Source organism: Candidatus Planktophila versatilis, assembly GCF_002288265.1.
Classification (GTDB): Bacteria; Actinomycetota; Actinomycetes; order Nanopelagicales; family Nanopelagicaceae; genus Planktophila; species Planktophila versatilis.
In genome coordinates this window covers 1,204,913-1,227,943 of sequence record NZ_CP016778.1, presented here as the reverse complement: position 1 = coordinate 1,227,943, position 23,031 = coordinate 1,204,913, and the positions used below count along the sequence as shown (strand labels likewise).

Below are 23,031 nucleotides of genomic sequence, written 5' to 3'. Positions count from 1 at the left end.
TATGTCTAAAAAGACGCAACGCTTAGATGTATTGGCTGCAATATCTGGAGTCATGATTGCTCTTCAGGCACGCGCAAATGGAGAACTCTCACACTTAATCGGCAATGGCGTCCAAGCAGCCCTTGTTTCATTTGGATCAGGCCTAGCCATTATTGCGGTGATTGCACTGTTTAATCCGGCTATCAAAGCTGGCGCAGCTAATTTACGTGGGGCCATTACACGCAAAGAGTTACCAAAATGGACTCTCTTTGCTGGGGCGCTGGGTGGAAGTTTTGTCGCAGTGCAAACGCACATTGTTCCCCTTATCGGTGTGGCAATTTATTCAGTGGCATCTATTGCCGGACAGACCGCAGCTTCACTTGTTGTTGATCGCATCGGGTTAACTGGTGGTGGCAAGAAGCACATCACTCCACGACGAATCGGGGCGGCGCTATTTACAGTCTTTGCAGTCTTCATCTCGGTCTTCGACCGACTTGATGCACAAAACCTTTCAATCTTCGCCGTTATCTTGGGCTGTATCGCGGGGGCGATTGTTGGAGTACAGCGTGCGCTCAATGGACAGATAAACGAACATTCTCATCAGAGTTTCACAACATCCCTGCTCAATTTCATTATGGGAACTGCTTTCCTCGTAATTTTCCTTTTCATGCTTATCGCACTTGGTCCAACAGAACTTGTTCCTTTACCTGCGGGCCCATGGTGGATTTACACGGGTGGCGTCATTGGAGTTATCTACATTGCCTTTACTTCAACGATTGTGCAACACCTAGGAGTTCTAACTTTTACGCTATTCAGCGTTGGCGGACAACTAGTTGGATCCTTGATAATTGATTTTTATTCACCTACTGAAGGCGTGCAGGTAAGTGCTTATCTAGTTACAGGAATCGTTATGACTTACTGTGGGGTTCTCGTCGGTGGCGTGAATAATTCACAATCCCGGAAACGATTGAACCAATAATGAAGAAGGCTGCAATCGCGTAAGAGAATGTTCTCACCCACGGAACACTTGCCGCATAGAACCCAGCGAGAGTAATTCCCGCCCCCCACAGAACTGCCCCCACGACATTGGCAGATAAAAATTTGTAGTAATTCATCTTCGATGCCCCCGCAATGGGTGGAACGAAAGTTCGAATCCAAGGGAAGAAGCGTGCTGCTACAACTGCCCACCAGCCAGATTTTTCATAGAAACGCTCGGAGTTCGCAATCATTCGTTGCACACGCGGTGACTTTCTCTTATCAAGATATGGCCGGCCCACAACACGACCGATGACGAACCCAACTTGATCTCCGAAGAATGCCGCGAGCAAGATAACTGCCACTAAGACAGCAATATTGATATTTCCATGAGAAGCAGCGACTAAGCCTGCGCTAAACAAGATTGAGTCACCAGGAAGGAAAAAACCAAAGAGAAGTCCAGTTTCAATAAAAACTATTGCCCCAATAACAATGTAAAAGATGAATGGAGCAAGAGTTGAGAGTTGTGAATCAAATGATGCGGCTAGCTCAATCACACAGAAGCCTTCACTGCCGCCGCAACTTTAACAACAACGTTAGGGTCAAAAACGCTAGGGACGATGAATGATGTATTTAACTGCGAAGGACTTACGCAATCGGCAATCGCCTCGGCTGCAGCAACAAGTAATTTGTCGGTAATTTTATGAGCTTGCGCATCAAGTAGACCTCGGAAGATGCCCGGGAATGCAAGCACGTTGTTTATTTGATTAGGGTGGTCACTTCGTCCGGTCGCAACGACAGTTGCATACTTTCGAGCGATAACAGGATCAATTTCTGGGTCAGGGTTGGCAAGTGCAAAAACTATTGAACCTGCTGCCATTGCAGCTACATCCGCTTCCTTGAGAACGTGAGGCGCACTGACTCCAATAAATATATCTGCTCCCACCATCGCCTGGTGAATATCACCCGCAAAATTGCCAGGGTTTGAGTGTTCGATAAACCAGGAACGCATTGGGTCTGATGATTTTGAATCTCCACCGATGAGTCCATCTTTATCGAAAGCAATAATATTCTGAGCGCCACTTAAGAGAAGTAGTCGCGCAATCGCTGTGCCAGCAGCTCCTGCGCCACTCATAACAATTTTCACAGTGGACATCTCTTTCTTCACCAACTTAAGAGCATTGCGCAGCGCTGCTAGAACGACAATTGCAGTCCCATGCTGATCATCATGAAATACAGGAATATCAAGAAGTTCACGCAATCGACGCTCGACTTCAAAGCAGCGGGGTGCCGAGATATCTTCAAGATTGATTCCTCCATATACAGGGGCAATAAGTTGCACTGTGCGAACAATTTCATCAACATCTTGTGTATCTAGGCAGACAGGCCACGCGTCCACATTTGCAAAGCGCTTAAAGAGCGCAGCTTTTCCTTCCATGACGGGAAGGGCGGCAGCTGGACCAATATTTCCAAGGCCAAGCACGGCAGAGCCATCAGTAACAACGGCCACCGTATTGCGCTTCATGGTCAGGCGACGAACATCGGATGGGTCATCAACAATTGCTTGCGAAATTCGAGCAACGCCTGGAGTGTAAGCACGCGATAGATCATCACGAGTTTTCAATGGAACCTTAGAAGTTACTTCGATCTTTCCGCCGAGGTGTAGCAAGAAAGTGCGGTCACTTACTTTGCGAACGGTAAGGCCATTATTGGCTGAGAGGGCATCATGAATTTGTTGAGCGTGGTCAGAGTCAATCGTGTCGCAAGTAACGTCAATGACTACTTTTTCAAGCAAAGATTCAACAACGTCGAGTGCGGTAATCGTGGCACCAGCATTGGTAATTGTTGTAGTAATTAATGCAACAGGTTGAAGTTCTGGTGATCCTTCAACACGAATCGTGATTCCGTAGCCGGGTGATGTAGAAGCCATTTACACAACTCCATAGAGACGGTCGCCGGCATCGCCTAGACCAGGAACGATGTATCCCTTTTCATTTAACTTTTCATCGAGGGAGCCTGTCACTAGCGTTATAGGAATTCCTGCATCTTTAAATTCATCCTCGAGTGCCTTGATTCCTTCTGGGGCGGCAAGTAAACAGATGGCAGTAATTTCATTCGCACCTCGCTCGATGAGGTAATTAATAGCCATCGCCAACGTTCCACCTGTTGCAAGCATTGGATCAAGGACAAAACATTGGCGACCAGATAAATCTTCAGGCAAGCGGTTTGCATAGGTGCTTGCTTGCAGCGTCTCTTCGTTGCGAACCATACCGAGAAATCCAACTTGTGCAGTTGGCAATAACTTTGTCATGCCTTCAAGCATTCCTAAACCTGCACGCAAGATGGGTACGACAACTGGACGAGGTTCAGCTAATACCAATCCTGTCGTGGCAGTCACCGGAGTTTTAATGGAGATAGATGTGGTGCGAACATCACGGGTTGCCTCATACGCGAGCAGGGTCACTAACTCTTCAACGAGAAGTCTAAAAGTTGGAGAATCGGTCTTTTCATCGCGCAGAATGGTTAATTTATGAGAGATTAACGGATGGTTAGCAACGTGAACTTTCATGTCATTTACTCTACAGGGCTTTCTTTCTAATCCAATGAGTGCCAAAATGGTTGATGTGTCAGAGCAGACCCAGGACTTCGCAATTGAGGCGTGGCATGAAGACGGCCGTTGGTCTCTTGCCGCATTGCCTGACCCGGATGACCTAACTCACATTATTGATCGGTTAAAAAAGCAGCAAACAAATGGCGGTGCTGTTGCTCTCATCGCTATCGATGACGAATTCTTCATCGCAATTCGTGTACTAGGTAGTAACGTTAAATACTTCATGAGCGATATCACTGCAGCTCTCGACTATGAGGTGGCCGCTGAATTCTTAGAAATTGCAGATATTGATGCACCAGATGAAGAAGATGAGCCACTTCCTACAGGAGACCTAGATATTTTTGCTGACTTAGGTTTACCTCATATGGAACTTTCAACTCTCTGTGATGATGCCAATCTTTTCCCAGACGAACTCATCGAAGCTATTGCTCATCGATTAGGATTTGGGGAGCAATTCGCAGAGTTATTGGAGTCGTAGAAATTTCACTTCGTACGCCAGATCAATTAATGGGTGAGGCAATTGCAATCGCTCATGGCGCCGTGCGCACAGGTGATGTTCCAGTTGGTGCAATTGTCTTGAATAAGGATGGCGTTATTATTGGAATAGGTTCCAATGAACGCGAAGCAAAGAACGACCCGACAGCCCACGCCGAAGTAGTTGCTATTCGTAATGCAGCTTCACGATTACAAAATTCGCGCCTTGATGGATGCACCTTGGTGGTAACCCTCGAACCGTGCGCCATGTGTGCGGGTGCTATCGCACAATCAAGAATTTCACACTTAATCTTTGGTGCTTGGGATGAAAAAGCAGGAGCAGTGGGCTCGGTATGGGATTTACTTCGTGATCCGCGTTCAATTTTCAACGTTGAAGTCATTGCTGGAGTACGTGAAGCTGAGTGTGCGCAGTTACTGAAAGATTTCTTTTCAGATAAGTAGTTCGTAAGAAGGATTTAAAATAACGAGCTGTCCATCTTCTTCCCCGACCATTCCCTCTGCGCGCATTTCCATACCAACTTCCAAGCCAGCTATTTCTCGGCGACCCAAGAAGTTCAAAGTGATTCCACCACTGTGATCCCACACTTCAACCTGAAGTATCGGCGCAGAACCACGCGGAGCAGTTGAGATTGAAGTTACCCTGCCGTGGACCATAGAGCGCTTACGCCATTGGATCTCTCCGATTGCGGTGACATCGTCTACATAGTGAGTAACCGGAGCAAAAACCTTCGGAGCATCCTGTGTTGGCTTCTGGACATCGGTGGTCTTAACGTGGGCCAGGCTCTCACTCGCATGGTTGATAGCAAGTGGTTTACCTGAAGTAATTCTGTTGACATCAAATGGCACAATCGTTGCCACCACACGCTGTAACTGTGAGATTGGTGCTGCAATGTTTTCCGCTGTTTGATCATGGAGCAGGCGACCTAAGAATCGTGAGTATGAACGACGAGGCAATAAAATAGTTAACTCAACATCAGGTTTCTCGGTCTTGCGAATTGCGTAGTCGAGTGCAGAGTTAGCGATTCGACGGTCTGGGCAATCAATGAGTTCAAGCTGAACATCTTCGAGGGCAACAGATGCTGCCCAGGCCTTTTGAATATCTTCAGCGCGACGATCATCAATGACGAAATGCACTGCTCTAATCTTGTGTGGTTTAAGGCTTCGTGCATAACGAACTGCTCCAACTGTCGCAACATCGACGCTATCGACGAATATTGTGACAATGTGACGTGCCATAGACGTGGCACGCTCTTGCTCGGTCTTCACAGAGAGAGCATCTTGTTCGCGTGTGTATTGACGGCGTAAACGCAAGAATGTTGCTACCAAGATTGGCGCCGTCACAAGTACCAACCATGCGCCTTGGGTGAATTTAACGACAGAGAAAATGATGACGATTATTAGCGAGATTGAACCGGCAAGTCCGTTGACAAAGACTTTAATTTTCCATCCCTTTGGTTTTTTACGTAGGAAGTAGCGAGTCATTCCGAACCCAGCCAATGTAAAGCCAGTAAAAACTCCGAGGGCATAGAAGGCGACGAGATGTTCGACAGATCCGGCCGTGATTACCACCAAGAGGAGTCCGCCACCTGCAAGTAAGAGAATTCCATTTGAGAATGCAAGACGGTGACCGCGCTTAGTTAGCTGGCGTGGAAGGTAACCATCTGATGCAATAAAGTTAACTAGCAGCGGGAATGCACTGTATGTGGTGTTTGCTCCAGCAAATAAAATAAGCATTGTTGCTAGCTGAACCATAATAAACATAAATGACCCAAAGGCGCCTGTACCCACCGCAGCCTTTGCAATCTGTGAAATTACTGTCGGAACACCAGATTCATATGGCATGGCATAGATGTGATGAGCAAAGTAGGAGACTCCTAAAACAAGAGTTCCAAGTAGACAGCTCATGATGACAAGAGTGCGCTTGGCATTTACATGCTCTGGTGCTTTAAAGAGGGCAACACCATCGGAGATTGCTTCAAGGCCAGTAAGAGATGATCCACCATTTGCAAAGGCACGAAGCAAGATGAAAATCGCTGCAAATGTGAGCAAGCCTTGTGGTTCTCCTAATTCGACGGCACCAGGCAAATCGGTATCGAGCACAGGCAAAGTTCCATTTGCTAAGCGGTAGAGCCCCATACCAAAGACAATGAACATACATCCGATGAAGAAATAGGTAGGAAATGCGAACGCTTTTCCCGCTTCCTTAACTCCACGCAAATTTCCATATGTAAGAAGTGCGATGACTGCAAAAATCATATGCATCTTCCACGGTTCAGCGGAAGGGAAAGTCGAAATTATTGCAGCGACTCCTGCAGCCGCTTGAATTGCGAGAGTGACGATGTAATCAAGCATCAGTGCGACAGCAGCTATCTGGGCAACAACAGGCCCGAAGTTATCGCGCGAGACAATATATGCGCCACCAGTTTTCGTATACACATCAATAACATTTCGATATGACAATGTAATGATGACAAGTATTACAAGAACTATTGCTGTCATTGGCATCAAGATTGCGAATGCTGCTAATCCAAAGGCGGGAAGGAGTGCGATCAAAATCTGTTCTGAACCGTAGGCAGAAGATGAAATGCAGTCTGAAGAGAGAATTCCGAGCCCGTATCTCTTGCTCAGGCGTTGGTGACCAAGTGAGTGACGATTGAGTGCGCCGCCTAGAAGAAAGCGCTTTACCTTGTAGGAGAATGGATCTTTCACGTGCGCGTGTTCCTGTAGTGCTACCGGCTCCGGTGCATCATCGGTCCAAGACTTAGGCACTTCTACTCCCTCGGGCGTTGCAGTTAAGGCATCACCGCTGCGTAGGAAACCATTTTAGGTGACCCATCGATATCTCGTAAGTATGCTTATCTTATGCGCACTCAGTTATATATAGATGGTCAATGGGTAGATGGAATCGGCACGCTAGACGTTATCGACCCCAGTGACGGCTCTGTTATCGCCAAAGTTGCCACATCCAGTGATGATCAGAACCTCGCCGCCGTAGAGGCCGCCGACCGCGCGGGCCCATCGTGGGCACAGACTGCCCCACGCGTGCGAAGTGAAATTTTGCGGAAAGCCTTTGAGATGATGATTGCCGAAGCCGATTACTTGGCTGAACTGATCTCAAAAGAAAATGGTAAAGCTTTACCTGATGCAAGGGCTGAAGTGAATTACGCGGCAGAATTTTTCCGCTGGTTTGCTGAAGAGACTGTTCGAATTTCAGGTGATTTCAGAATGGCACCTTCGGGGGATAAGCGAATTCTGGTCACACACCAACCTATTGGTGTCTCGCTTTTAATTACACCGTGGAATTTTCCTGCCGGAATGGCAACGCGCAAGATTGGTCCAGCCATTGCCGCAGGCTGCACCATGATTTTGAAACCTGCTGGTGAAACACCACTGACTGCCCTCGCTATCGCCGACATCCTTGAGCGTTGTGGATTACCCAAGGGCGTCTTAAATGTAATTCTTCCAGCGAAAACTGGTCCAGCAATTAGCAAACTGCTTCACGATGATCGGGTAAAGAATTTGTCATTTACTGGATCCACCCAGGTCGGAAAGATTCTGCTTAAAGAAGCAGCAGATCAAGTAATTCGTTGCTCGATGGAAATGGGTGGTAATGCGCCATTCGTTGTTCTAGATGATGCAAATGTGGAAGAAGCCGTAAAGGGTTTGATGCTGGCAAAGATGCGCAATGGTGGCGCTGCATGTAATGCTGCCAACCGCATCTATGTCGCGCGTGCTATTGGCGATAAATTCATTGCAGAATTTACAAAGGCAATGGCGGCTATGAAAATGGGCGTTGGTCGAGAAGCTGGAACACAGCTTGGGGCAAGTGTTTCGATGAAAGAGCGAAACAAGATTGCCGAACTTGTCGATGCTTCAAAAGCGCGTGGTGCCAAAGTTCACCTCGGTGCTACTACTCCTGATGGTCCTGGTGCTTTCTATCCAGCAACCGTGCTTGAAGTTTCCAAAGATGATGACCTCTTGGCTAATGAAATCTTTGGCCCAGTTGCACCGATTGCACTCTTTGATACTGATGAAGAGGCCCTTGTACTGGCTAATGACACTGAATATGGGCTCATGAGTTTCGTGTATTCGCAAGATTTAAAGCGTGCCATCCGATTTGCAGAAGGTATCGATGCTGGCATGGTTGCAATCAACCGCGGATTAATCTCTGACCCTGCTGCGCCATTCGGTGGTGTAAAGCAATCGGGCCTTGGGCGCGAAGGTGGCTTTGAGGGAGTGCATGAGTTCTTGCAGACGAAATACATTGGCGTAGAGATTTAATTTCTTCGCCCATTATTTACCTGACATTCACTATTAGCCGCTGAGTACCTACACGGTGAGGCGGAGAATTAGGACGCTTCCCCAGCCGATTACTTGCTAAAGAAGGGGTTGCTGTGTCACAAATTAATGATCTACCAGAGTGTTTCTTGTGCCGTTCGCAAGACCTCGAACTTGTTATGAATGCAGAAAAAGGACCGATGGTTCTCTGCGATGAGTGCGGGTATTCAAGCTTGATGTCTAATAAACATCTCACGCTGCCAACAGTTTTCACTATCGCTTCGTAATCTGGGCCAAATACTTCCGGCTCACACCTGGCGGAGGATTAGGGATTTATGCTCTTCAGCCTGGGTAATTCGCCGTTCCAAACCTCTGTTCGCGTTACTATCCCGTTGATATTCTTGGAGGTATGAAGCGAGTATCTGCAACCATAGTAATTGGTTGCTTAGTTCTTTCGTTAAACCTTTCAACTGCAACAGCGGCGGTAAAACCTGGCACTACTTGTAAAAAACTTGGCCAGATCAGTACATCCGCAGAGATCAAGTACACATGCATCAAGAGTGGTAAGAAACTTGTTTGGAATAAAGGAGTTGGCACCAAGGGCAGTTCTCCTACTTCACCGGCATCCTCATCTCCAAATGCTGGTGCCACTCCATCGTCATCATGTCCAACTCCGCTTCTTCAAACACCGGTTGACCTTTCAAAGGTCACATCGATTCTTTATCCGGGACAGGAACGAGGCGGAAATTACAAAGCTCATGGTGGTTTTGGTTTTGATAATGCGACCGACAATTTGGTAACAGTGAAGATCCCACTAAATGGCAAGATCACACGGGTTGTTCGTTATAGAGAAATGGGAGAGATTCAGTATCTCTTTGAGTTTGATGGAAATTGTGGAGTTTCCTTCCGATTCGATCATTTAAGAAAATTGACCCCAAAATTTGAAGCGGTAGTTAATGCGTTTCCGATAAAGGAAGACACTCGCACTGACCCAGTAAGCCCGCCTGTCGCTGTAACGGTCGGTGAAGTGATTGCCACGGAAGTTGGTTTCCTCAATAATGTCTCTGTAGATTTCGGCGTTTATGATATGCGTCAGAAAAATGAAGCATCAAAAGATCCTGCTTGGGCTAGCGCTCATTCTCAGTATCCAGCAGATTCTTACGGTATTTGTTGGCTTAATTCACTGCCTCAAGCTGACAGCTTGGCGGTGAAATTGCTTCCTTCTCGTGATGGCAAAAATGGACAGACGAGCGACTACTGCAAATAAGTTTTCATTTATTTTGCACCTACTGGCGGAGGATGAGGGATTTGAACCCTCGATAGGTTGCCCTATACACGCTTTCCAAGCGTGCGCACTCGGCCGCTATGCGAATCCTCCTGAGTCATACCTACCTGCTTCAATGAAGCCCGTGAGTCCGACCGGCTAAGGGTATCGGTGTCCAAGTGAGTGCTCTGACACTTAAGATTGGGTCAGATCTCCGGTGCGACGCCACCGTACCGAACTCCCCCAGGGTAGGAATACAGCAAGGGTAGGTACGCTCTGACGGGTGCACCGGAGGTCCCAAATCAATAAATGCAGTCAGAAGTTAATCAGCTCGCAGCCAATTAGAAGTGAATTGAATTGCGACCTTCACGAGAGTAGAAAAAGATGTCGTTAGCGTTATATCGAAAGTATCGCCCCTCTGTATTTGCAGATGTCATCGGCCAAGAACATGTCACTGTTCCGCTTTCAAACGCGCTCGAATCAGGAAAAACTCATCACGCATATCTCTTTAGCGGACCTCGTGGTTGCGGAAAAACTTCGAGCGCTCGCATCATGGCACGCTCACTTAACTGCGAAAAAGGACCCACGCCGAATCCATGTGGCATCTGCCAATCATGTAAAGATCTAGTAGCAAATGGTCCTGGCTCTATCGATGTGATTGAACTCGATGCGGCAACACATGGGCTGGTCGATGATGCCCGCGATCTTCGCGATAAAGCATTCTTTGCACCAGTACAAAGTAAGTACAAGATTTACATTATTGATGAGGCACATCAGCTAGGGCCAGGTGCTTCAAATGCACTACTCAAAGTTGTGGAAGAACCACCTCCCCACGTAATTTTTATCTTTGCCACAACCGAGCCAGAGAAGTTAATCTCAACAATTCGCTCACGTACCCATCACTACCCATTTCGTTTAGTACCGCCAGGAACTCTGACCACACATCTTGAAGGCATCTGCCAATCAGAAGGCGTGCAAGTTGCAAAGGGTGTTCTGCCACTTGTAGTTCGTGCCTCCGGTGGCTCAGTTCGAGATGCTTTATCTGTCCTTGGCCAACTCCTTGCCGGTGCTGGCAAAGATGGAGTGAGTTATGACATCGCAATTCAACTTCTTGGCTTTACCGATGGGGCGCTCCTTGATGATGCGATGGATGCCATCGCTGCCCGCGATGGTGCAACGCTATTTAAGACAGTGGACCGGGTTATTGAATCAGGACATGACCCACGTCGCTTCACTCAGGATTTACTCGAACGATTGCGCGATCTCATGATTGTTGACGCGCTAGATGCGACAAATGCCAACAGCATCTTGCGCGAACTTCCAGATGATCAACTCGAACGGATGCGCGGGCAGGCACAGAACATCGGACAAGCATCGTTATCTCGCGCTGCAGATATTGCAGCAGAGGGACTCACTCAAATGCGTGGAGCAACTGCGCCGCGTCTTATTCTTGAACTCATCTGCGGGCGCATATTGCTACCGATGGGCGATGCCGGTGAATCAGGACTTCTCGCTCGCATCGAACGGCTGGAGCGCGTTGAAAGTATTGCCCCACAGCCTCGAGCCGTTGATAGAGCCGATTATGTAAGTGCGGCAACTGCTGAAGCAAAACGGGAAGCCCCTGTTAAGCCAGTAAAAGAAGCTGCTGCCGTCGAAGTTGTGGCTGAAGAAAGTAATGCAAAGAAGGAAGCTGCTGCGCCTGCAAAAGCTCAGATTGATTCCATTGATGTGGCAGGGCTGCGAAGGTTGTGGCCTGATGTGATTGAAAATGTGAAGAAGCGCCGCCGCCTTACCTGGTCACTGTTATCAGCTAGTGCACAGATTCTTGGTGTGGATGATAAGAACATCACTATCGGAATCGTTAATTCAGGTGCACGTGATTCATTTGTGCGCAGCGAATCAGATGAGATTCTGCGCCAGGCATTTATTGAAGTTGTTGGCCTTGATCGCAAGATTGAAGTTACAGTTGATCCAAGTATTGATATAACAGCAACACCAGAATCACGTGCGGTGCGAACATCAGAGGCTCCAACAGATAAGTCCCAACTATCGGGTGCAGCGCTCCTTGCCTCCGAACTTGGTGCCACTGTCATTAGCGAAACGAATCACGAATAATGTCAACCGGAATGTATGAAGGCGCGATCCAGGACCTCATTGATGCGCTAGGTCGGCTGCCAGGAATTGGACCCAAGAGCGCCCAACGTATTGCATTTCATATCTTGCAAGCAGATTCTGAAGTAGCAGCTAACTTAGTTGAGGCAGTTCGCACGGTGAAAGAGCGGGTTAAGTTCTGCACGCAGTGTGGCAATGTTTCAGAGGAGACCGAGTGCCGAATTTGTCGCGACCCACGACGTGATGGAACAAAGATTTGTGTCGTTGAAGAGAGTAAAGATGTGATTGCAATCGAGCGCACGCGCGAATTCCGTGGGAAATACCATGTGCTTGGTGGCGCCATTAGTCCCATTGATGGAATTGGCCCAGACCAACTGCGCATCCGAGAATTAATGCAGCGGCTGGCAGACTCATCGATTACTGAAATCATTTTGGCCACAGATCCCAACCTTGAAGGTGAAGCCACTGCCACCTACCTGGCTCGCCTGATTAAGCCGATGGGCATCAACGTCTCGCGCTTAGCTTCGGGTTTGCCTGTGGGCGGAGATCTGGAATATGCAGATGAAGTCACGCTCGGTCGTGCCTTTGAGGGCCGTACAAACCTTTAGTCTCATTATCTGGGCGCTGGAGCATCTCACATAGTAAGATTTTTGGATAATTGGGTGGCGTCATTTTTTCTCCTGCTTCACACTTAAGCCATGGGTCTGATTGTTCAGAAATTTGGTGGCTCCTCTGTAGCTGATGCCGAGGGCATGAAGCGCGTGGCTGCCCGCATTGTGGCGACAAAAAAGGCCGGCAATCAGGTTGTCGTCGTGGTCAGCGCCATGGGCGATACCACTGATGAACTCATCGAACTGGCCAATGCCGTCACTCCGATTCCGCAGGGACGCGAGCTGGATATGTTGCTCACCGCTGGTGAGCGCATTTCAATGGCCGTGCTTGCGATGGCAATTAACAATCTTGGCTTTGAAGCACTTTCCTTTACTGGATCGCAAGCTGGCGTAATTACAGATTCAGTTCATGGCAAAGCGCGCATCATTGATGTGACACCGGGTCGGATTCGGGAAGCTATCGATGGTGGGGCTATTGCAATTGTTGCCGGCTTCCAAGGAATTTCCCAAGATACAAAAGACATTACAACTTTAGGCCGTGGTGGGTCCGATACAACTGCGGTGGCGCTCGCCGCTGCACTAGAGGCAGATGTTTGTGAGATTTTTACAGATGTCGATGGCGTCTTTTCAGCCGATCCACGAGTTGTTCCAGCTGCGCGCAAGTTAAAGACTGTTACATATGAAGAGATGTTAGAACTTGCTGCAGCTGGTGCGAAAGTTCTGCATTTGCGTTGTGTCGAGTATGCGCGCCGATTTAATTTACCGATTCACGTCCGATCATCATTTTCACCTAACGAAGGAACATGGGTGGTTGAAAACCATCCGGATGGAGGCACCATGGAGCAAGCAATCATCTCTGGCGTAGCGCACGATAAGTCAGAAGCTAAAGTCACAATCGTGGGCGTGCCTGACCGCACCGGCGTTGCTGCCCGCATCTTCCAAGCCGTTGCCGATAACGACATTAACGTTGACATGATTGTTCAGAATGTTTCTGCCGCCGCTACTGGCCTGACAGATATTTCCTTTACCGTCTCAAAGACTGAAGGACAGAAGGCAACGACTGTATTGCAACGCATTCAAGGCGAAGTTGGATTTGCATCAATTATTTACGATGACACAATCGGCAAACTCTCACTTGTGGGAGCAGGAATGCGTTCACATCCAGGTGTGACAGCTACATTCTTCGCGGCCATGGCTGATGCCGGAGTTAACATTGAAATGATTTCTACCTCTGAAATTCGCATCTCGGTCATCGTTCGTCAGGCAGACCTTGAGCGCGCGGCAAAGGCTGCCCACACCGCATTTGGACTCGATGCCGATCAGATCGAAGCAGTTGTATATGGAGGAACAGGTCGATGACACCTAAGAAGGCAAAGAGTGCGAAGAAACTTCCATCACTTGCAGTAGTGGGAGCAACAGGTGCGGTCGGCACAGTGATGCTTGATATCTTGAGTAAGCGCAAAAATGTTTATGGTGAAATTCGTCTGATTGCATCTGCACGTAGTGCTGGAAAGAAATTGATGTGCCGCGGTGAAGAACTCACAGTTGTCGCACTCTCACCAGAAGCCTTTGATGGTATTGATATTGCAATGTTCGATGTTCCAGATGAAATTTCAGCCGAGTGGGCACCGATTGCCGCAAAGCGCGGAGCTGTCGTCGTTGATAACTCTGGTGCATTTCGCATGGATAAGAAAGTTCCACTCGTTGTTCCAGAAGTAAATCCGAAGGAAGTAAAGAAGCGTCCAAAGGGAATTATCTCTAATCCGAATTGCACAACACTTTCCATGATTGTTGCTATGGGCGCACTTGATAAGAAGTTCGGCTTGAAAGAACTTGTTGTCTCTTCTTATCAGGCAGCATCGGGTGCTGGGCAACCTGGAATTGATGCGCTCCACGATCAGATTTCAAAGGTTGCTGGTAAGAATCTTGGATCAGTAACCGAAGATCTTCGTGGCACCATTACTGATTTAGGACCATTTCCAGCACCGCTTGCCATGAACGTTGTTCCATGGGCCGGTTCTCTTAAAGAAGCTGGATATTCATCGGAGGAACTTAAAGTTCGCAATGAGTCACGAAAGATTCTCGGTATGCCAAAACTTAAAGTGGCTGCAACATGCGTGCGCGTTCCTGTTATTACTACTCACTCACTCACAGTTCATGCCACCTTTTCCAAGGTTGTTACACGGAAAGCAGCTCAATCGGCCCTAAAAAAGGCGGAGGGAGTCTTCCTCTATGACAATCCAGAGAAGATGCAATTTCCAACTCCTGCTGATGTAGTGGGAACTGATCCGACCTGGGTTGGCCGTGTCCGTCAGTCATTGGATAACCCAAAGTCAATTGACCTCTTTGTATGTGGCGATAATTTGCGCAAGGGTGCAGCGTTAAATACTGCACAAATCGCAGAGTTACTTGCTGCTGAATTCACCCAAAAGTAAATAATCGCAGGAAGCAGAACTAGACTCTGACCATGACAATCGTGGTCGCAGGCGGTACTGGCCTTGCTGGCTCTGCAATTGTGCGGGCCTATCAGGCCACCGGCGCCGAAGTGGTTGCAATCAACCGAAAAGTTGTCGACCTGCTCGATCGTGATGCCACAACAGCCTTCTTGAAATCAGTAAAACCATCTCTGGTTGTTGATGCTGCTGCCAAAGTTGGCGGCATCGGTGCAAATAACGCTTATCCCGTCGAATTCCTTTCCGATAATGTGCGCATTCAAAACAACCTGATGGAAGCGGCGCACGCGGCAGATGTAGAAAAGTTTATTTTTCTTGGCTCCAGCTGCATCTATCCACGAGATTGTGCTCAACCAATTAAAGAGGAATATCTACTCACCGGCCCGCTTGAAGAGACCAACTCTGCCTATGCAATTGCAAAAATTGCTGGAATAGAACTCATTAAATCTTTCCGTAAAGAGTATGGCCGCACCTGGATTTCATTGATGCCCACAAATCTCTACGGCCCACGTGATAATTTCGAATTACAGGGATCACATGTGCTTCCTGCCTTTATTCGCCGCTTTGTCGAAGCCGCGCAGAATGACGTTGCTACCGAAACTTTATGGGGCACAGGTTCACCTAAGCGCGAGTTTTTACATGTCGATGATTTAGCTTCGGCAGTGGTGCACTTGGGCAACACATATGATGCAAAAGAGCACCTGAATATTGGAACAGGTGAAGACCTGACCATTAAGGAATTGGCGCAACTTGTGGCGCAATTAGCGGGCTTTACCGGTGAAATCGCGTGGGATACGACAAAACCCGATGGCACACCTCGCAAGGTCCTTGATGTTTCGAAGGCGAAATCGCTAGGTTGGGCCCCACAGATTTCTTTACGCGATGGAATCGCATCAACTATCGCTTGGTATAAAGATGCAACTGCAAAGGGAGAAGCGCGACGATGAGTAGAAAAGTTGCATTAATTACCGGCGTCACCGGTCAAGATGGTTCCTACCTTGCAGAATTCTTATTAGCTAAAGGTTATGAAGTGCACGGTCTGATTCGTCGTTCTTCTACATTTAACACTTCACGCATTGACCACATATACCAAGACCCACATGAGAAGAACCCAAAGCTATTCCTGCACTATGGCGACCTCATTGATGGAGTAGGACTAACTAACCTCATCCGTGAAATCAAACCGACTGAGGTATACAACCTTGGTGCGCAATCACACGTTCAGGTTTCATTTACTATGCCGCAATACACCGGCCAGGTGGATGCCGTCGGTGCGGTTGGATTACTTGAGGCAATACGTTCTGCCGATCTCGACATTCGTTTCTATCAAGCATCAACTTCCGAACTCTTTGGATCAACTCCACCACCACAGAATGAAGATTCTGTTTTCCGTCCGCAATCACCCTATGCGGCGGCAAAGCTGATGGCGTACTGGTGCACAGTTAATTACCGCGATGGCTATGGGCTTCATGCAACAAATGGAATTCTCTTTAACCACGAATCCCCACGTCGTGGCGAAACATTTGTGACTCGTAAAATTACCCGCGCTGTGGCTGCTATTAAAGCTGGTAAGCAAGAGAAGGTATTCCTAGGAAACCTCACCGCGGTGCGTGACTGGGGTTATGCAAAAGAATACGTCGAATCAATGTGGCTCATGCTTCAGCAAGATAAGCCATCAGATTATGTAGTGGCAACGGGTGTGGGAGCTACCGTGAAAGATTTTGCGGAAGCAGCATTTTCACGAGCTGGTCTAAATTGGCAAGATCATGTTGAGACAGATAAGAAATACATCCGTCCAACGGAAGTAGATGCACTTATTGGTGACCCATCAAAGGTGAAGAAGGCGCTTAATTGGAGTGCGACTACTCACTGGAAAGAACTTGCCGAACTGATGGTTGATGCTGATATTGCAGCACTTAATAATTAATTAGAAACCAGCGGTAAGAGTTACCAAAGAAACTTCTGGTGGACTTGCAACGCGAATTCGTGAGAATGGTCCGGTTCCCATACCTGCAGAAACATTAAGAAGCGGTTCACCTTTCACAACCGTTAATCCACGGGCGCGCCAATTGGGCAGATCGCAATTAGTAGTCAGCGCCTTTGATCCACCAGGCCATGGCAAGCGCACCTGACCGCCATGAGTGTGGCCAGCAAATATTGCATCGAGGTTGTCATCAGACATAGCCTTAAGAATACGCAGATATGGTGCATGGGTAACACCGATAGCGACATGACATTTTTCTGGTTGCCCGGCAACGAGTGAGTAATCATCAAATTCCAGATGTGCATCATCTGTGCCGCGAGCTTCAATCACCGTTTTATTGATGGTCACCATTGCGCGCGAAGTGTTGAGGTTCTTCCAGCCACGTGCTTGCAAACCAGAATCAAGTTCTTGCCAGGCAAGTTCGGGGCCGTGCACACGTTTTCCATGGTTGGGAAGTAGGTACTTAAGCGGATTCCTCGGTACTGGTTCGAAGTAATCATTAGATCCAAAGACAAAGAGCCCAGGAATATCTAAGAGAGAGTCGAGTGCAGCTAAGACCACAGGCACGGCGTGCTTATGGGCCAAGAAATCACCGGTACTAATGACAAGGTCGGGTTTAAGTGAGGCAAAGGATTTAATATCTGCAATCTCACTCTTTCGAGCTGGCGTGAGGTGAAGGTCAGAAAAATGCAGGATTCGAATATCTGCGTGGCCTGCCGGCAAGATAGGCATCTCGGCCTCGCGGAGTACATAACTCATGATTAACCAACAATAGTGGGGCATGAGAAGATACGGCTATGGGATTAAAAGAGACACTCAAGAGTGACCTGACAGAGGCAATTCGTAGCAGCGACAAAGTTGTATCGGGCACCATCCGAATGGTTCTGACCGCTATTACCAACGAAGAGGTATCTGGAAAAGAAGCACGAGTTCTTTCTGATGACGAAATCATTACTGTGCTTTCTCGTGAAGGCAAGAAGCGTCGTGAGGCTGCAGAAGAATTTGCAAAAGCTGGACGCACCGATAGAGCTGCGGAAGAAAAAGCTGAAGGTGAAGTCATTGCCAAGTATCTTCCTGCACAACTTTCCGAAGATGACATTAAGAAGTTAATCGCTGCTGCAGTTGCATCAACTGGTGCAGCGGGACCAGCTGATATGGGTAAGGTTATGGGAGCAATAAAGCCACAGATTGCAGGAAAAGCAGACGGTGCACTCGTTTCATCGCTGGTTAAAGCAGCGCTAACCAATTAAGCACAGGGAGAGGCAATAACTAATGAAGTTTGAATATGCCACAGTTCCACTACTTTCACATGCAACTAGACAAATTCTTGATACCTGGGGCTCAGATGGTTGGGAACTTGTCACTGTTATTCCAGCACCTGGCGGGGAACAACTCGTCGCATACATGAAACGTGAGATTAAGTAATGAGCGTTGATGTTCGGGCAAAGCTGGCCGAAAAAGGGCTAGTACTTCCAGTTTCCTCTAAGCCACTTGCTGCCTATGTTCCAGCAGTGCGCACCGGCAACATTGTCTTTACCGCCGGTCAACTTCCGATGGTCGATGGAAAGATTGCGCGCGAAGGAAAAGTTGGCTCAGATATCACCGTTGAAGAAGCTAAGGCACTGGCTGAAATTTGTGCACTGAATGCGCTCTCTGCTGTTGAACTTGTTGCACCCGTAGATTCCATTGTGAAAGTTGTTCGTATTGTCTGTTACGTCAACGGTGCACCCGGATTTATTTCTCAGCCAGCAGTTGCCAATGGTGCATCAGAGCTCTTTATGCATATCTGGGGAGATGCTGGAGTTGCTGCGCGTAGCGCGTTAGGTGTTGCAGAACTTCCGCTTAACTCACCGGTTGAGGTCGAGTTAACTGTCGAAGTAAGGTAATTACTTACCGCGCTTTTCCAGGCGCTCTAGATCTGTAATCAACACTGCGCGACCATCGAGTTTGAGCCAGCCACGGCCAGCGAAATCTGCGAGGGCTTTATTTACCGTCTCGCGTGATGCTCCAACTAATTGAGCGAGCTCTTCTTGTGTCAGGTCGTGATGAACAAATAAACCTTCGCTGCTCTGCTTTCCAAAGCGGGTACCTAAATCAATAAGTGCTTTTGCAACGCGGCCTGGAACATCAGAGAAGACCAAGTCGCCAACGGCTTCATTGGTGCGACGCAAGCGTTGCGCCAAACGAGTGAGCAGGTGAAGTGATACTTCTGGATTTCCCTTAAGCCAAGGAATCAATTTTTCGTGACTGAGCGAAAAGAGTTTTGCATCAGTAACTGCTGTGGCAGTTGAGGTTCGTGGGCCTGGATCAAAGAGGGAGAGTTCACCGAACATCTCACCGGGTCCAAGAATTGAGAGCAGATTTTCTCGCCCATCACCGCTAGATGTACCTAGCTTTAATTTGCCTTCGAAGATGACATAGACATGTTCACCCTCATCGCCTTCTTTAAAGAGGATGCCGCCCTTGGGGATCTTGACTGAATCCATTGAAGCGCGCAGCGAAGCTGCCTGAGCATCATCAAGGGCGGTAAAGAGCGGGGCGCGTCGTACGACTTCATCTTCTTGGGGCACATCGGTAGTTTACTCGCATGGCCGCCGATAGCGAAACTCGAAGTAACGCTCGCGCTATCTATCGGATCTTGACCAGGACCTACCCAGAGGTACGCTGCGAGTTAGATTTTACAAACCCGCTTGAGTTAACTGTGGCAGTTGTTCTATCAGCGCAATGCACCGACAGGAGAATTAATACCCTGACGCCAGCACTCTTTAAAAAATATAAGAAGGCGAAAGACTACGCGCGAGCACCACTTGCTGAAATTGAAGAGTACATTTTTTCTGCTGGTTTTTACCATGCAAAGGCAAGGCATCTCAAAGGCCTCGGAACCAAACTTGTTGAAGATTTCGATGGGAAAGTTCCGGCCACTATTGAAGAGCTCGTTACCTTGCCTGGTGTGGGAAGAAAGACTGCCAACGTCGTACTCGGACACGCATTTGGTATTCCAGGAATTACTGTAGATACCCACTTTGGCCGGTTATCGCGACGCTTTGCTTGGACAACATCGAAGGATTCCGTCAAAGTTGAGCATGAAGTCGGTGCACTCATCCCGCAGAAAGAATGGACGAATCTTTCTCAACGAATGATTTGGCATGGCCGGCGTATTTGTCATTCTCGTAAACCAGCGTGTGGTGCATGTCCGGTCGCAAAGATTTGCCCATCATTTGGAATTGGTGAAATGGATAAAGCAAAGGCGAAGTTACTGGTGAAGACGGAGAAGGATTTCAGATGAAGAAACTCTCTGGACTCTTTGTACTTCTTTTGGCTCTCACCGCTTGCTCTTCCATAGAACCTATTCAAGTTAAAGGCGTAGTGGTGGATTGTGAAAAAATAAAGGTCGAAAGTGGAACAGGTGAACCTCTGGAGTGTCTTGGTGGCGGTAGCGCAATCGCTGCCGATTCCATTCGCGGGCCAGCGCTAATCAATGTGTGGGGCACGTGGTGTGAACCTTGTAAGCAAGAGTTACCGCACCTCGCTCACTTCTTAGCTAAATACAGCGACCAAGTCGATCTAGTGGGAATTGCCGTGGAAGAGAAGAACCAGCAGAGCGTAAGAAAGTTTGTTCAAAGCCACGGAATTTCATGGCCCATTCTTTATGATGCAACTGGTGCGACTCGTGGCAAATTTGGTATGGGCGTGCCTGTAACCTGGCTGGTAGATGAATCTGGCACAGTTGTATACAAGAAATACGGACCATTTAAGTCCACCGAAGAGATTGAGCTAGCAGCGATAAAGTATTTGGGAGTGAAATGATTTTTGATCTTATCTTCGCACTTGTTGCCATTGGTGCATTCTTTAACGGTTATAAGAACGGCCTGGTCACTACAGTTATTAGAACAATATTCTTCATCGCTGGTGGCGTAGGTGCGATGTATCTAGTTGTTAAATACGATCAATCAGGTTGGCTCATCATCGCAATCATCGTCGGTGCCTACGGAGCTGCTTTTGTAGGAACGCAGATTGCTAAAGGCCTTAAGGTCACCGTTATTCGCGGACCACTTCGGCTGGCAGATTCGCTGATTGGGAGTGCATTTGAAGTTGGTAAGTATGTTCTTCTCTTCTATGTAATTGGCACAATTTTATTGTGGGCGCCATGGCCAGCAGGGCAGAACTCAGTATCTGAGAGCCGCTTCTATCTGCAGGTCAGTAACCACGCACCTGAGGTGATTGCTGATATTCGTAAAGAGGTAGAGAAGGTTCTTTCTAATCCTCGTCTTTAGAAGTTTTCAAACCTTCAGAAATCAACTTCATCACATTGGGATCTGCCAGAGTTGTTGCATCACCTACCGCACGATTTTCAGCAACATCTTTTAACAGCCTTCGCATAATCTTGCCGCTTCGGGTCTTAGGAAGTTCATTGACCACCATGATCTGACGAGGCTTTGCAATAGCCCCAATTTCTTTAGCAACGTGGTTGCGTAGCTCCTTTACGAGTGCATCACCATCGGCATGGGCTGTTCCGCCTCGTAAAATAACGAAGGCAACAATTGCCTGACCGGTAAGTTCATCAGCTGCGCCAACGACGGCAGCCTCAGCGATTGCCTCGTGGGAGACAAGTGCCGATTCAACTTCAGTAGTAGATATGCGATGGCCAGAAATATTCATCACATCATCGACTCGACCCATAAGCCAGATAGCACCGTCATCATCGAGCTTGGCACCATCGCCGGCAAAGTAAATTCCTGGAAAACGAGACCAGTAGGTTTCTTTATAACGTTCAGTTTCACCCCAGATACCGCGCAACATTGATGGCCATGGTTGATCAAGGATGAGGTAACCACCATGTCCATTTCCAACTTCTACACCTTTGTCATCAACAACTTTCGCGCTGATACCGGGTAATGGCCGCATTGCAGATCCAGGTTTTGTGGCAGTCACACCTGGAAGAGGGGAGATCATGATCGCCCCAGTTTCAGTCTGCCACCAGGTATCAACGATTGGGCAGTTACTGCCACCAATAACTTCGCGGTACCACATCCATGCTTCCGGATTAATTGGTTCACCGACAGAACCGAGTAGGCGAAGTGTTGTGAGATTAAACTTATTAGGAAATTCATCGCCCCACTTCATCCAGGTGCGAATGAGCGTTGGTGCTGTATACAAAATAGTGACGCCATACTTTTCGATAACTTCAAAGATGCGACCTTTGTGTGGCGTATCAGGTGTACCTTCATAAATAACTTGGGTGCAACCATTAATTAGCGGTCCATAGACCATGTAGGTATGGCCGGTAATCCAACCCACATCTGCAGTGCACCAATAGATATCTGTTTCAGCCTTGATATCAAAAACAACCTTGTGGGTATATGCGGCTTGGGTGAGATAGCCACCGGTGGTATGAAAAATTCCCTTTGGTTTAGCTGTTGTTCCGGATGTGTAGAGAATAAATAAAGGGTGCTCGCTATCGAAATACTCTGGGGTATGCGTTGGGTTCTGGCGATCGACAAGATCATGCCACCAGATATCCCTGCCTTCAGTCCAGGCGGTCTCTTGCCCAGTGCGCTTTACCACTAAGACATTTGCAACGTTTGTCTCACCTTTCAGTGCTTCATCTACAAGTGGTTTAAGGGCAAATGCTGAACCTTTTCTAAAACCACCATCTGCTGTGATGACTAATGTGGCATCGGCATCTTGAATGCGAGATAGGAGCGCGTCGGCGGAGAATCCACCAAAGACAACAGAGTGAATTGCGCCAATACGGGCACATGCCAGCATGGCAATGATTGCTTCTGGAATGAGTGGCATGTAAATCGCAACACGATCTTCTGAGTTGATTCCAATTTCAGTCAGAGCATTAGCAGCTTTACTAACATCGGCAAGTAGTTGTGCATAAGAAATAGTTCGAGTGTCGCCAGGTTCGCCCTCAAAATGAAAAGCTATGCGATCACCATTACCTTCGGCAACATGTCTATCTACTGCGTTAACGCTCGCATTAATCTCGCCACCAACAAACCATTGCGCAAAGGGTGAATCCCATTGCAGCGTCTTATCCCATTTCTTATGCCAATTCAGAGCACTGGCCTGCTCATCCCAGAAAGCTAAGCGATCTTTATCAGCGTGTGCGTAGAGGTCAGCCCCTGCATTTGCTTGGGCAGCAAAAGCACTTGATGGAGGAAAAGTTCTATTTTCGGTGGAGAGATTTTCTAGTGATTCAGAATTGCCACTCATATACGCGAGATTACTCCTTTGTCAGGAGATTTTTCTAGCGGTATTTA

At 47.9% G+C, this 23,031-nt stretch carries 25 protein-coding genes, 1 tRNA gene and 1 other RNA gene; 19 read left to right on the top strand and 8 right to left on the bottom strand.

What is annotated here, in order from left to right:
- Position 1 precedes the first annotated feature (1 nt).
- Positions 2 to 958, top strand: a complete 957-nt coding sequence (locus A1sIIB76_RS06375; protein ID WP_095675357.1) for a DMT family transporter — start codon at positions 2 to 4, stop codon at positions 956 to 958.
- On the opposite strand, the gene A1sIIB76_RS06370 is transcribed toward A1sIIB76_RS06375, so the two are convergent.
- Genes A1sIIB76_RS06370 through upp form a run of 3 tightly spaced genes read right to left on the bottom strand, consistent with a single transcriptional unit; the run spans position 888 to position 3,523 of the window.
- Positions 888 to 1,511 (bottom strand): DedA family protein, encoded by a 624-nt coding sequence (locus A1sIIB76_RS06370; protein ID WP_095675356.1) that lies wholly within the window; start codon positions 1,509 to 1,511, stop codon positions 888 to 890. The genes A1sIIB76_RS06375 and A1sIIB76_RS06370 overlap by 71 nt on opposite strands.
- Positions 1,508 to 2,884, bottom strand: a complete 1,377-nt coding sequence (locus A1sIIB76_RS06365; protein ID WP_095697273.1) for an NAD-dependent malic enzyme — start codon at positions 2,882 to 2,884, stop codon at positions 1,508 to 1,510. Before A1sIIB76_RS06365 ends, A1sIIB76_RS06370 begins: the two co-directional genes overlap by 4 nt.
- A complete protein-coding gene (upp, locus tag A1sIIB76_RS06360; protein ID WP_095685101.1) occupies positions 2,885 to 3,523 on the bottom strand; it encodes a uracil phosphoribosyltransferase in 639 nt (212 codons plus the stop codon).
- Between upp and A1sIIB76_RS06355 the strand changes: the two genes are divergently transcribed.
- Together A1sIIB76_RS06355 and A1sIIB76_RS06350 are read left to right on the top strand one after the other, a co-directional pair.
- A complete protein-coding gene (locus tag A1sIIB76_RS06355; RefSeq protein ID WP_095675353.1) occupies positions 3,522 to 4,043 on the top strand; it encodes a tRNA adenosine deaminase-associated protein in 522 nt (173 codons plus the stop codon). The genes upp and A1sIIB76_RS06355 overlap by 2 nt on opposite strands.
- Before the next feature lie 29 nt (positions 4,044 to 4,072).
- On the top strand, positions 4,073 to 4,501 hold the full coding sequence (locus A1sIIB76_RS06350; RefSeq protein WP_095697272.1) for a nucleoside deaminase: 429 nt from the start codon (positions 4,073 to 4,075) through the stop codon (positions 4,499 to 4,501).
- Here A1sIIB76_RS06350 and A1sIIB76_RS06345 read toward each other — a convergent pair.
- Positions 4,490 to 6,829, bottom strand: coding sequence for an amino acid permease (locus A1sIIB76_RS06345; RefSeq protein ID WP_095697271.1), 2,340 nt, complete (start codon positions 6,827 to 6,829; stop codon positions 4,490 to 4,492). The two genes, A1sIIB76_RS06350 and A1sIIB76_RS06345, sit on opposite strands and share 12 nt — an antisense overlap.
- A gap of 93 nt (positions 6,830 to 6,922) precedes the next feature.
- Here A1sIIB76_RS06345 and A1sIIB76_RS06340 point away from each other — a divergent pair, with 93 nt between their 5' ends.
- From A1sIIB76_RS06340 to A1sIIB76_RS06335, 3 genes are all read left to right on the top strand, one after another.
- Entirely contained in the window at positions 6,923 to 8,341 is a 1,419-nt protein-coding gene (locus A1sIIB76_RS06340) for an NAD-dependent succinate-semialdehyde dehydrogenase (protein ID WP_095697270.1), read from the top strand.
- 113 nt (positions 8,342 to 8,454) lie between these two features.
- Positions 8,455 to 8,625, top strand: coding sequence for a hypothetical protein (locus A1sIIB76_RS06930; protein ID WP_190277052.1), 171 nt, complete (start codon positions 8,455 to 8,457; stop codon positions 8,623 to 8,625).
- 122 nt (positions 8,626 to 8,747) lie between these two features.
- Positions 8,748 to 9,605: a hypothetical protein gene (locus tag A1sIIB76_RS06335; protein WP_095697269.1), complete on the top strand. Its 858-nt coding sequence runs from the start codon at positions 8,748 to 8,750 to the stop codon at positions 9,603 to 9,605.
- A gap of 23 nt (positions 9,606 to 9,628) precedes the next feature.
- Here the strand turns inward: A1sIIB76_RS06335 and A1sIIB76_RS06330 are convergent.
- Positions 9,629 to 9,716: transfer RNA gene (locus A1sIIB76_RS06330), tRNA-Ser, on the bottom strand.
- A gap of 92 nt (positions 9,717 to 9,808) precedes the next feature.
- Here A1sIIB76_RS06330 and ffs point away from each other — a divergent pair.
- The 7 genes from ffs (at position 9,809) to gmd (ending at position 16,705) form a co-directional block, all read left to right on the top strand.
- Positions 9,809 to 9,905, top strand: an RNA gene (gene ffs, locus A1sIIB76_RS06325) — signal recognition particle sRNA small type.
- Positions 9,906 to 9,986: 81 nt separating this feature from the next.
- Positions 9,987 to 11,717, top strand: coding sequence for a DNA polymerase III subunit gamma and tau (locus A1sIIB76_RS06320; protein ID WP_095697268.1), 1,731 nt, complete (start codon positions 9,987 to 9,989; stop codon positions 11,715 to 11,717).
- Between the two features lie 11 nt (positions 11,718 to 11,728).
- The gene (gene recR / locus A1sIIB76_RS06315; RefSeq protein WP_095697376.1) at positions 11,729 to 12,322 is read left to right on the top strand and encodes a recombination mediator RecR; all 594 of its coding nucleotides are present in this window, start codon (positions 11,729 to 11,731) and stop codon (positions 12,320 to 12,322) included.
- Between the two features lie 90 nt (positions 12,323 to 12,412).
- Positions 12,413 to 13,684 carry an aspartate kinase gene (locus A1sIIB76_RS06310; protein WP_095697267.1) on the top strand — a complete coding sequence of 424 codons (1,272 nt, stop codon included), beginning with the start codon at positions 12,413 to 12,415 and terminating at the stop codon, positions 13,682 to 13,684.
- A complete protein-coding gene (locus tag A1sIIB76_RS06305) occupies positions 13,681 to 14,760 on the top strand; it encodes an aspartate-semialdehyde dehydrogenase (RefSeq protein WP_095697266.1) in 1,080 nt (359 codons plus the stop codon). Before A1sIIB76_RS06310 ends, A1sIIB76_RS06305 begins: the two co-directional genes overlap by 4 nt.
- Before the next feature lie 32 nt (positions 14,761 to 14,792).
- Positions 14,793 to 15,725, top strand: coding sequence for a GDP-L-fucose synthase family protein (locus A1sIIB76_RS06300; RefSeq protein ID WP_095697265.1), 933 nt, complete (start codon positions 14,793 to 14,795; stop codon positions 15,723 to 15,725).
- Positions 15,722 to 16,705 carry a GDP-mannose 4,6-dehydratase gene (gene gmd / locus A1sIIB76_RS06295; RefSeq protein ID WP_095694026.1) on the top strand — a complete coding sequence of 328 codons (984 nt, stop codon included), beginning with the start codon at positions 15,722 to 15,724 and terminating at the stop codon, positions 16,703 to 16,705. Before A1sIIB76_RS06300 ends, gmd begins: the two co-directional genes overlap by 4 nt.
- On the opposite strand, the gene A1sIIB76_RS06290 is transcribed toward gmd, so the two are convergent.
- Complete coding sequence (locus tag A1sIIB76_RS06290) at positions 16,706 to 17,521, bottom strand: metallophosphoesterase (protein WP_095694025.1); 816 nt, start codon at positions 17,519 to 17,521, stop codon at positions 16,706 to 16,708. It abuts the gene before it with no gap.
- A 38-nt stretch (positions 17,522 to 17,559) separates the two neighbouring features.
- On the opposite strand from A1sIIB76_RS06290, the gene A1sIIB76_RS06285 reads away from it, so the two are divergent.
- Genes A1sIIB76_RS06285 through A1sIIB76_RS06280 form a run of 3 tightly spaced genes read left to right on the top strand, consistent with a single transcriptional unit; the run spans position 17,560 to position 18,648 of the window.
- Positions 17,560 to 18,012 carry a GatB/YqeY domain-containing protein gene (locus A1sIIB76_RS06285; RefSeq protein ID WP_095685088.1) on the top strand — a complete coding sequence of 151 codons (453 nt, stop codon included), beginning with the start codon at positions 17,560 to 17,562 and terminating at the stop codon, positions 18,010 to 18,012.
- 22 nt (positions 18,013 to 18,034) lie between these two features.
- On the top strand, positions 18,035 to 18,187 hold the full coding sequence (locus A1sIIB76_RS06925; RefSeq protein ID WP_190286232.1) for a DUF4177 domain-containing protein: 153 nt from the start codon (positions 18,035 to 18,037) through the stop codon (positions 18,185 to 18,187).
- Positions 18,187 to 18,648 carry a RidA family protein gene (locus tag A1sIIB76_RS06280; protein ID WP_095697264.1) on the top strand — a complete coding sequence of 154 codons (462 nt, stop codon included), beginning with the start codon at positions 18,187 to 18,189 and terminating at the stop codon, positions 18,646 to 18,648. Before A1sIIB76_RS06925 ends, A1sIIB76_RS06280 begins: the two co-directional genes overlap by 1 nt.
- On the opposite strand, the gene A1sIIB76_RS06275 is transcribed toward A1sIIB76_RS06280, so the two are convergent.
- The gene (locus A1sIIB76_RS06275; protein WP_095697263.1) at positions 18,649 to 19,332 is read right to left on the bottom strand and encodes a Crp/Fnr family transcriptional regulator; all 684 of its coding nucleotides are present in this window, start codon (positions 19,330 to 19,332) and stop codon (positions 18,649 to 18,651) included.
- Between the two features lie 17 nt (positions 19,333 to 19,349).
- Between A1sIIB76_RS06275 and nth the strand changes: the two genes are divergently transcribed.
- The 3 genes from nth to A1sIIB76_RS06260 are packed head-to-tail and all read left to right on the top strand — an operon-like array spanning position 19,350 to position 21,036.
- Positions 19,350 to 20,048: an endonuclease III gene (nth, locus tag A1sIIB76_RS06270; protein ID WP_095697262.1), complete on the top strand. Its 699-nt coding sequence runs from the start codon at positions 19,350 to 19,352 to the stop codon at positions 20,046 to 20,048.
- The gene (locus tag A1sIIB76_RS06265; RefSeq protein WP_095697261.1) at positions 20,045 to 20,569 is read left to right on the top strand and encodes a TlpA disulfide reductase family protein; all 525 of its coding nucleotides are present in this window, start codon (positions 20,045 to 20,047) and stop codon (positions 20,567 to 20,569) included. Before nth ends, A1sIIB76_RS06265 begins: the two co-directional genes overlap by 4 nt.
- Entirely contained in the window at positions 20,566 to 21,036 is a 471-nt protein-coding gene (locus A1sIIB76_RS06260) for a CvpA family protein (protein WP_095694020.1), read from the top strand. The genes A1sIIB76_RS06265 and A1sIIB76_RS06260 overlap by 4 nt, the downstream gene beginning before the upstream one ends.
- On the opposite strand, the gene acs is transcribed toward A1sIIB76_RS06260, so the two are convergent.
- Positions 21,020 to 22,984, bottom strand: a complete 1,965-nt coding sequence (gene acs / locus A1sIIB76_RS06255) for an acetate--CoA ligase (protein ID WP_095697260.1) — start codon at positions 22,982 to 22,984, stop codon at positions 21,020 to 21,022. The two genes, A1sIIB76_RS06260 and acs, sit on opposite strands and share 17 nt — an antisense overlap.
- Positions 22,985 to 23,031: the final 47 nt, after the last annotated feature.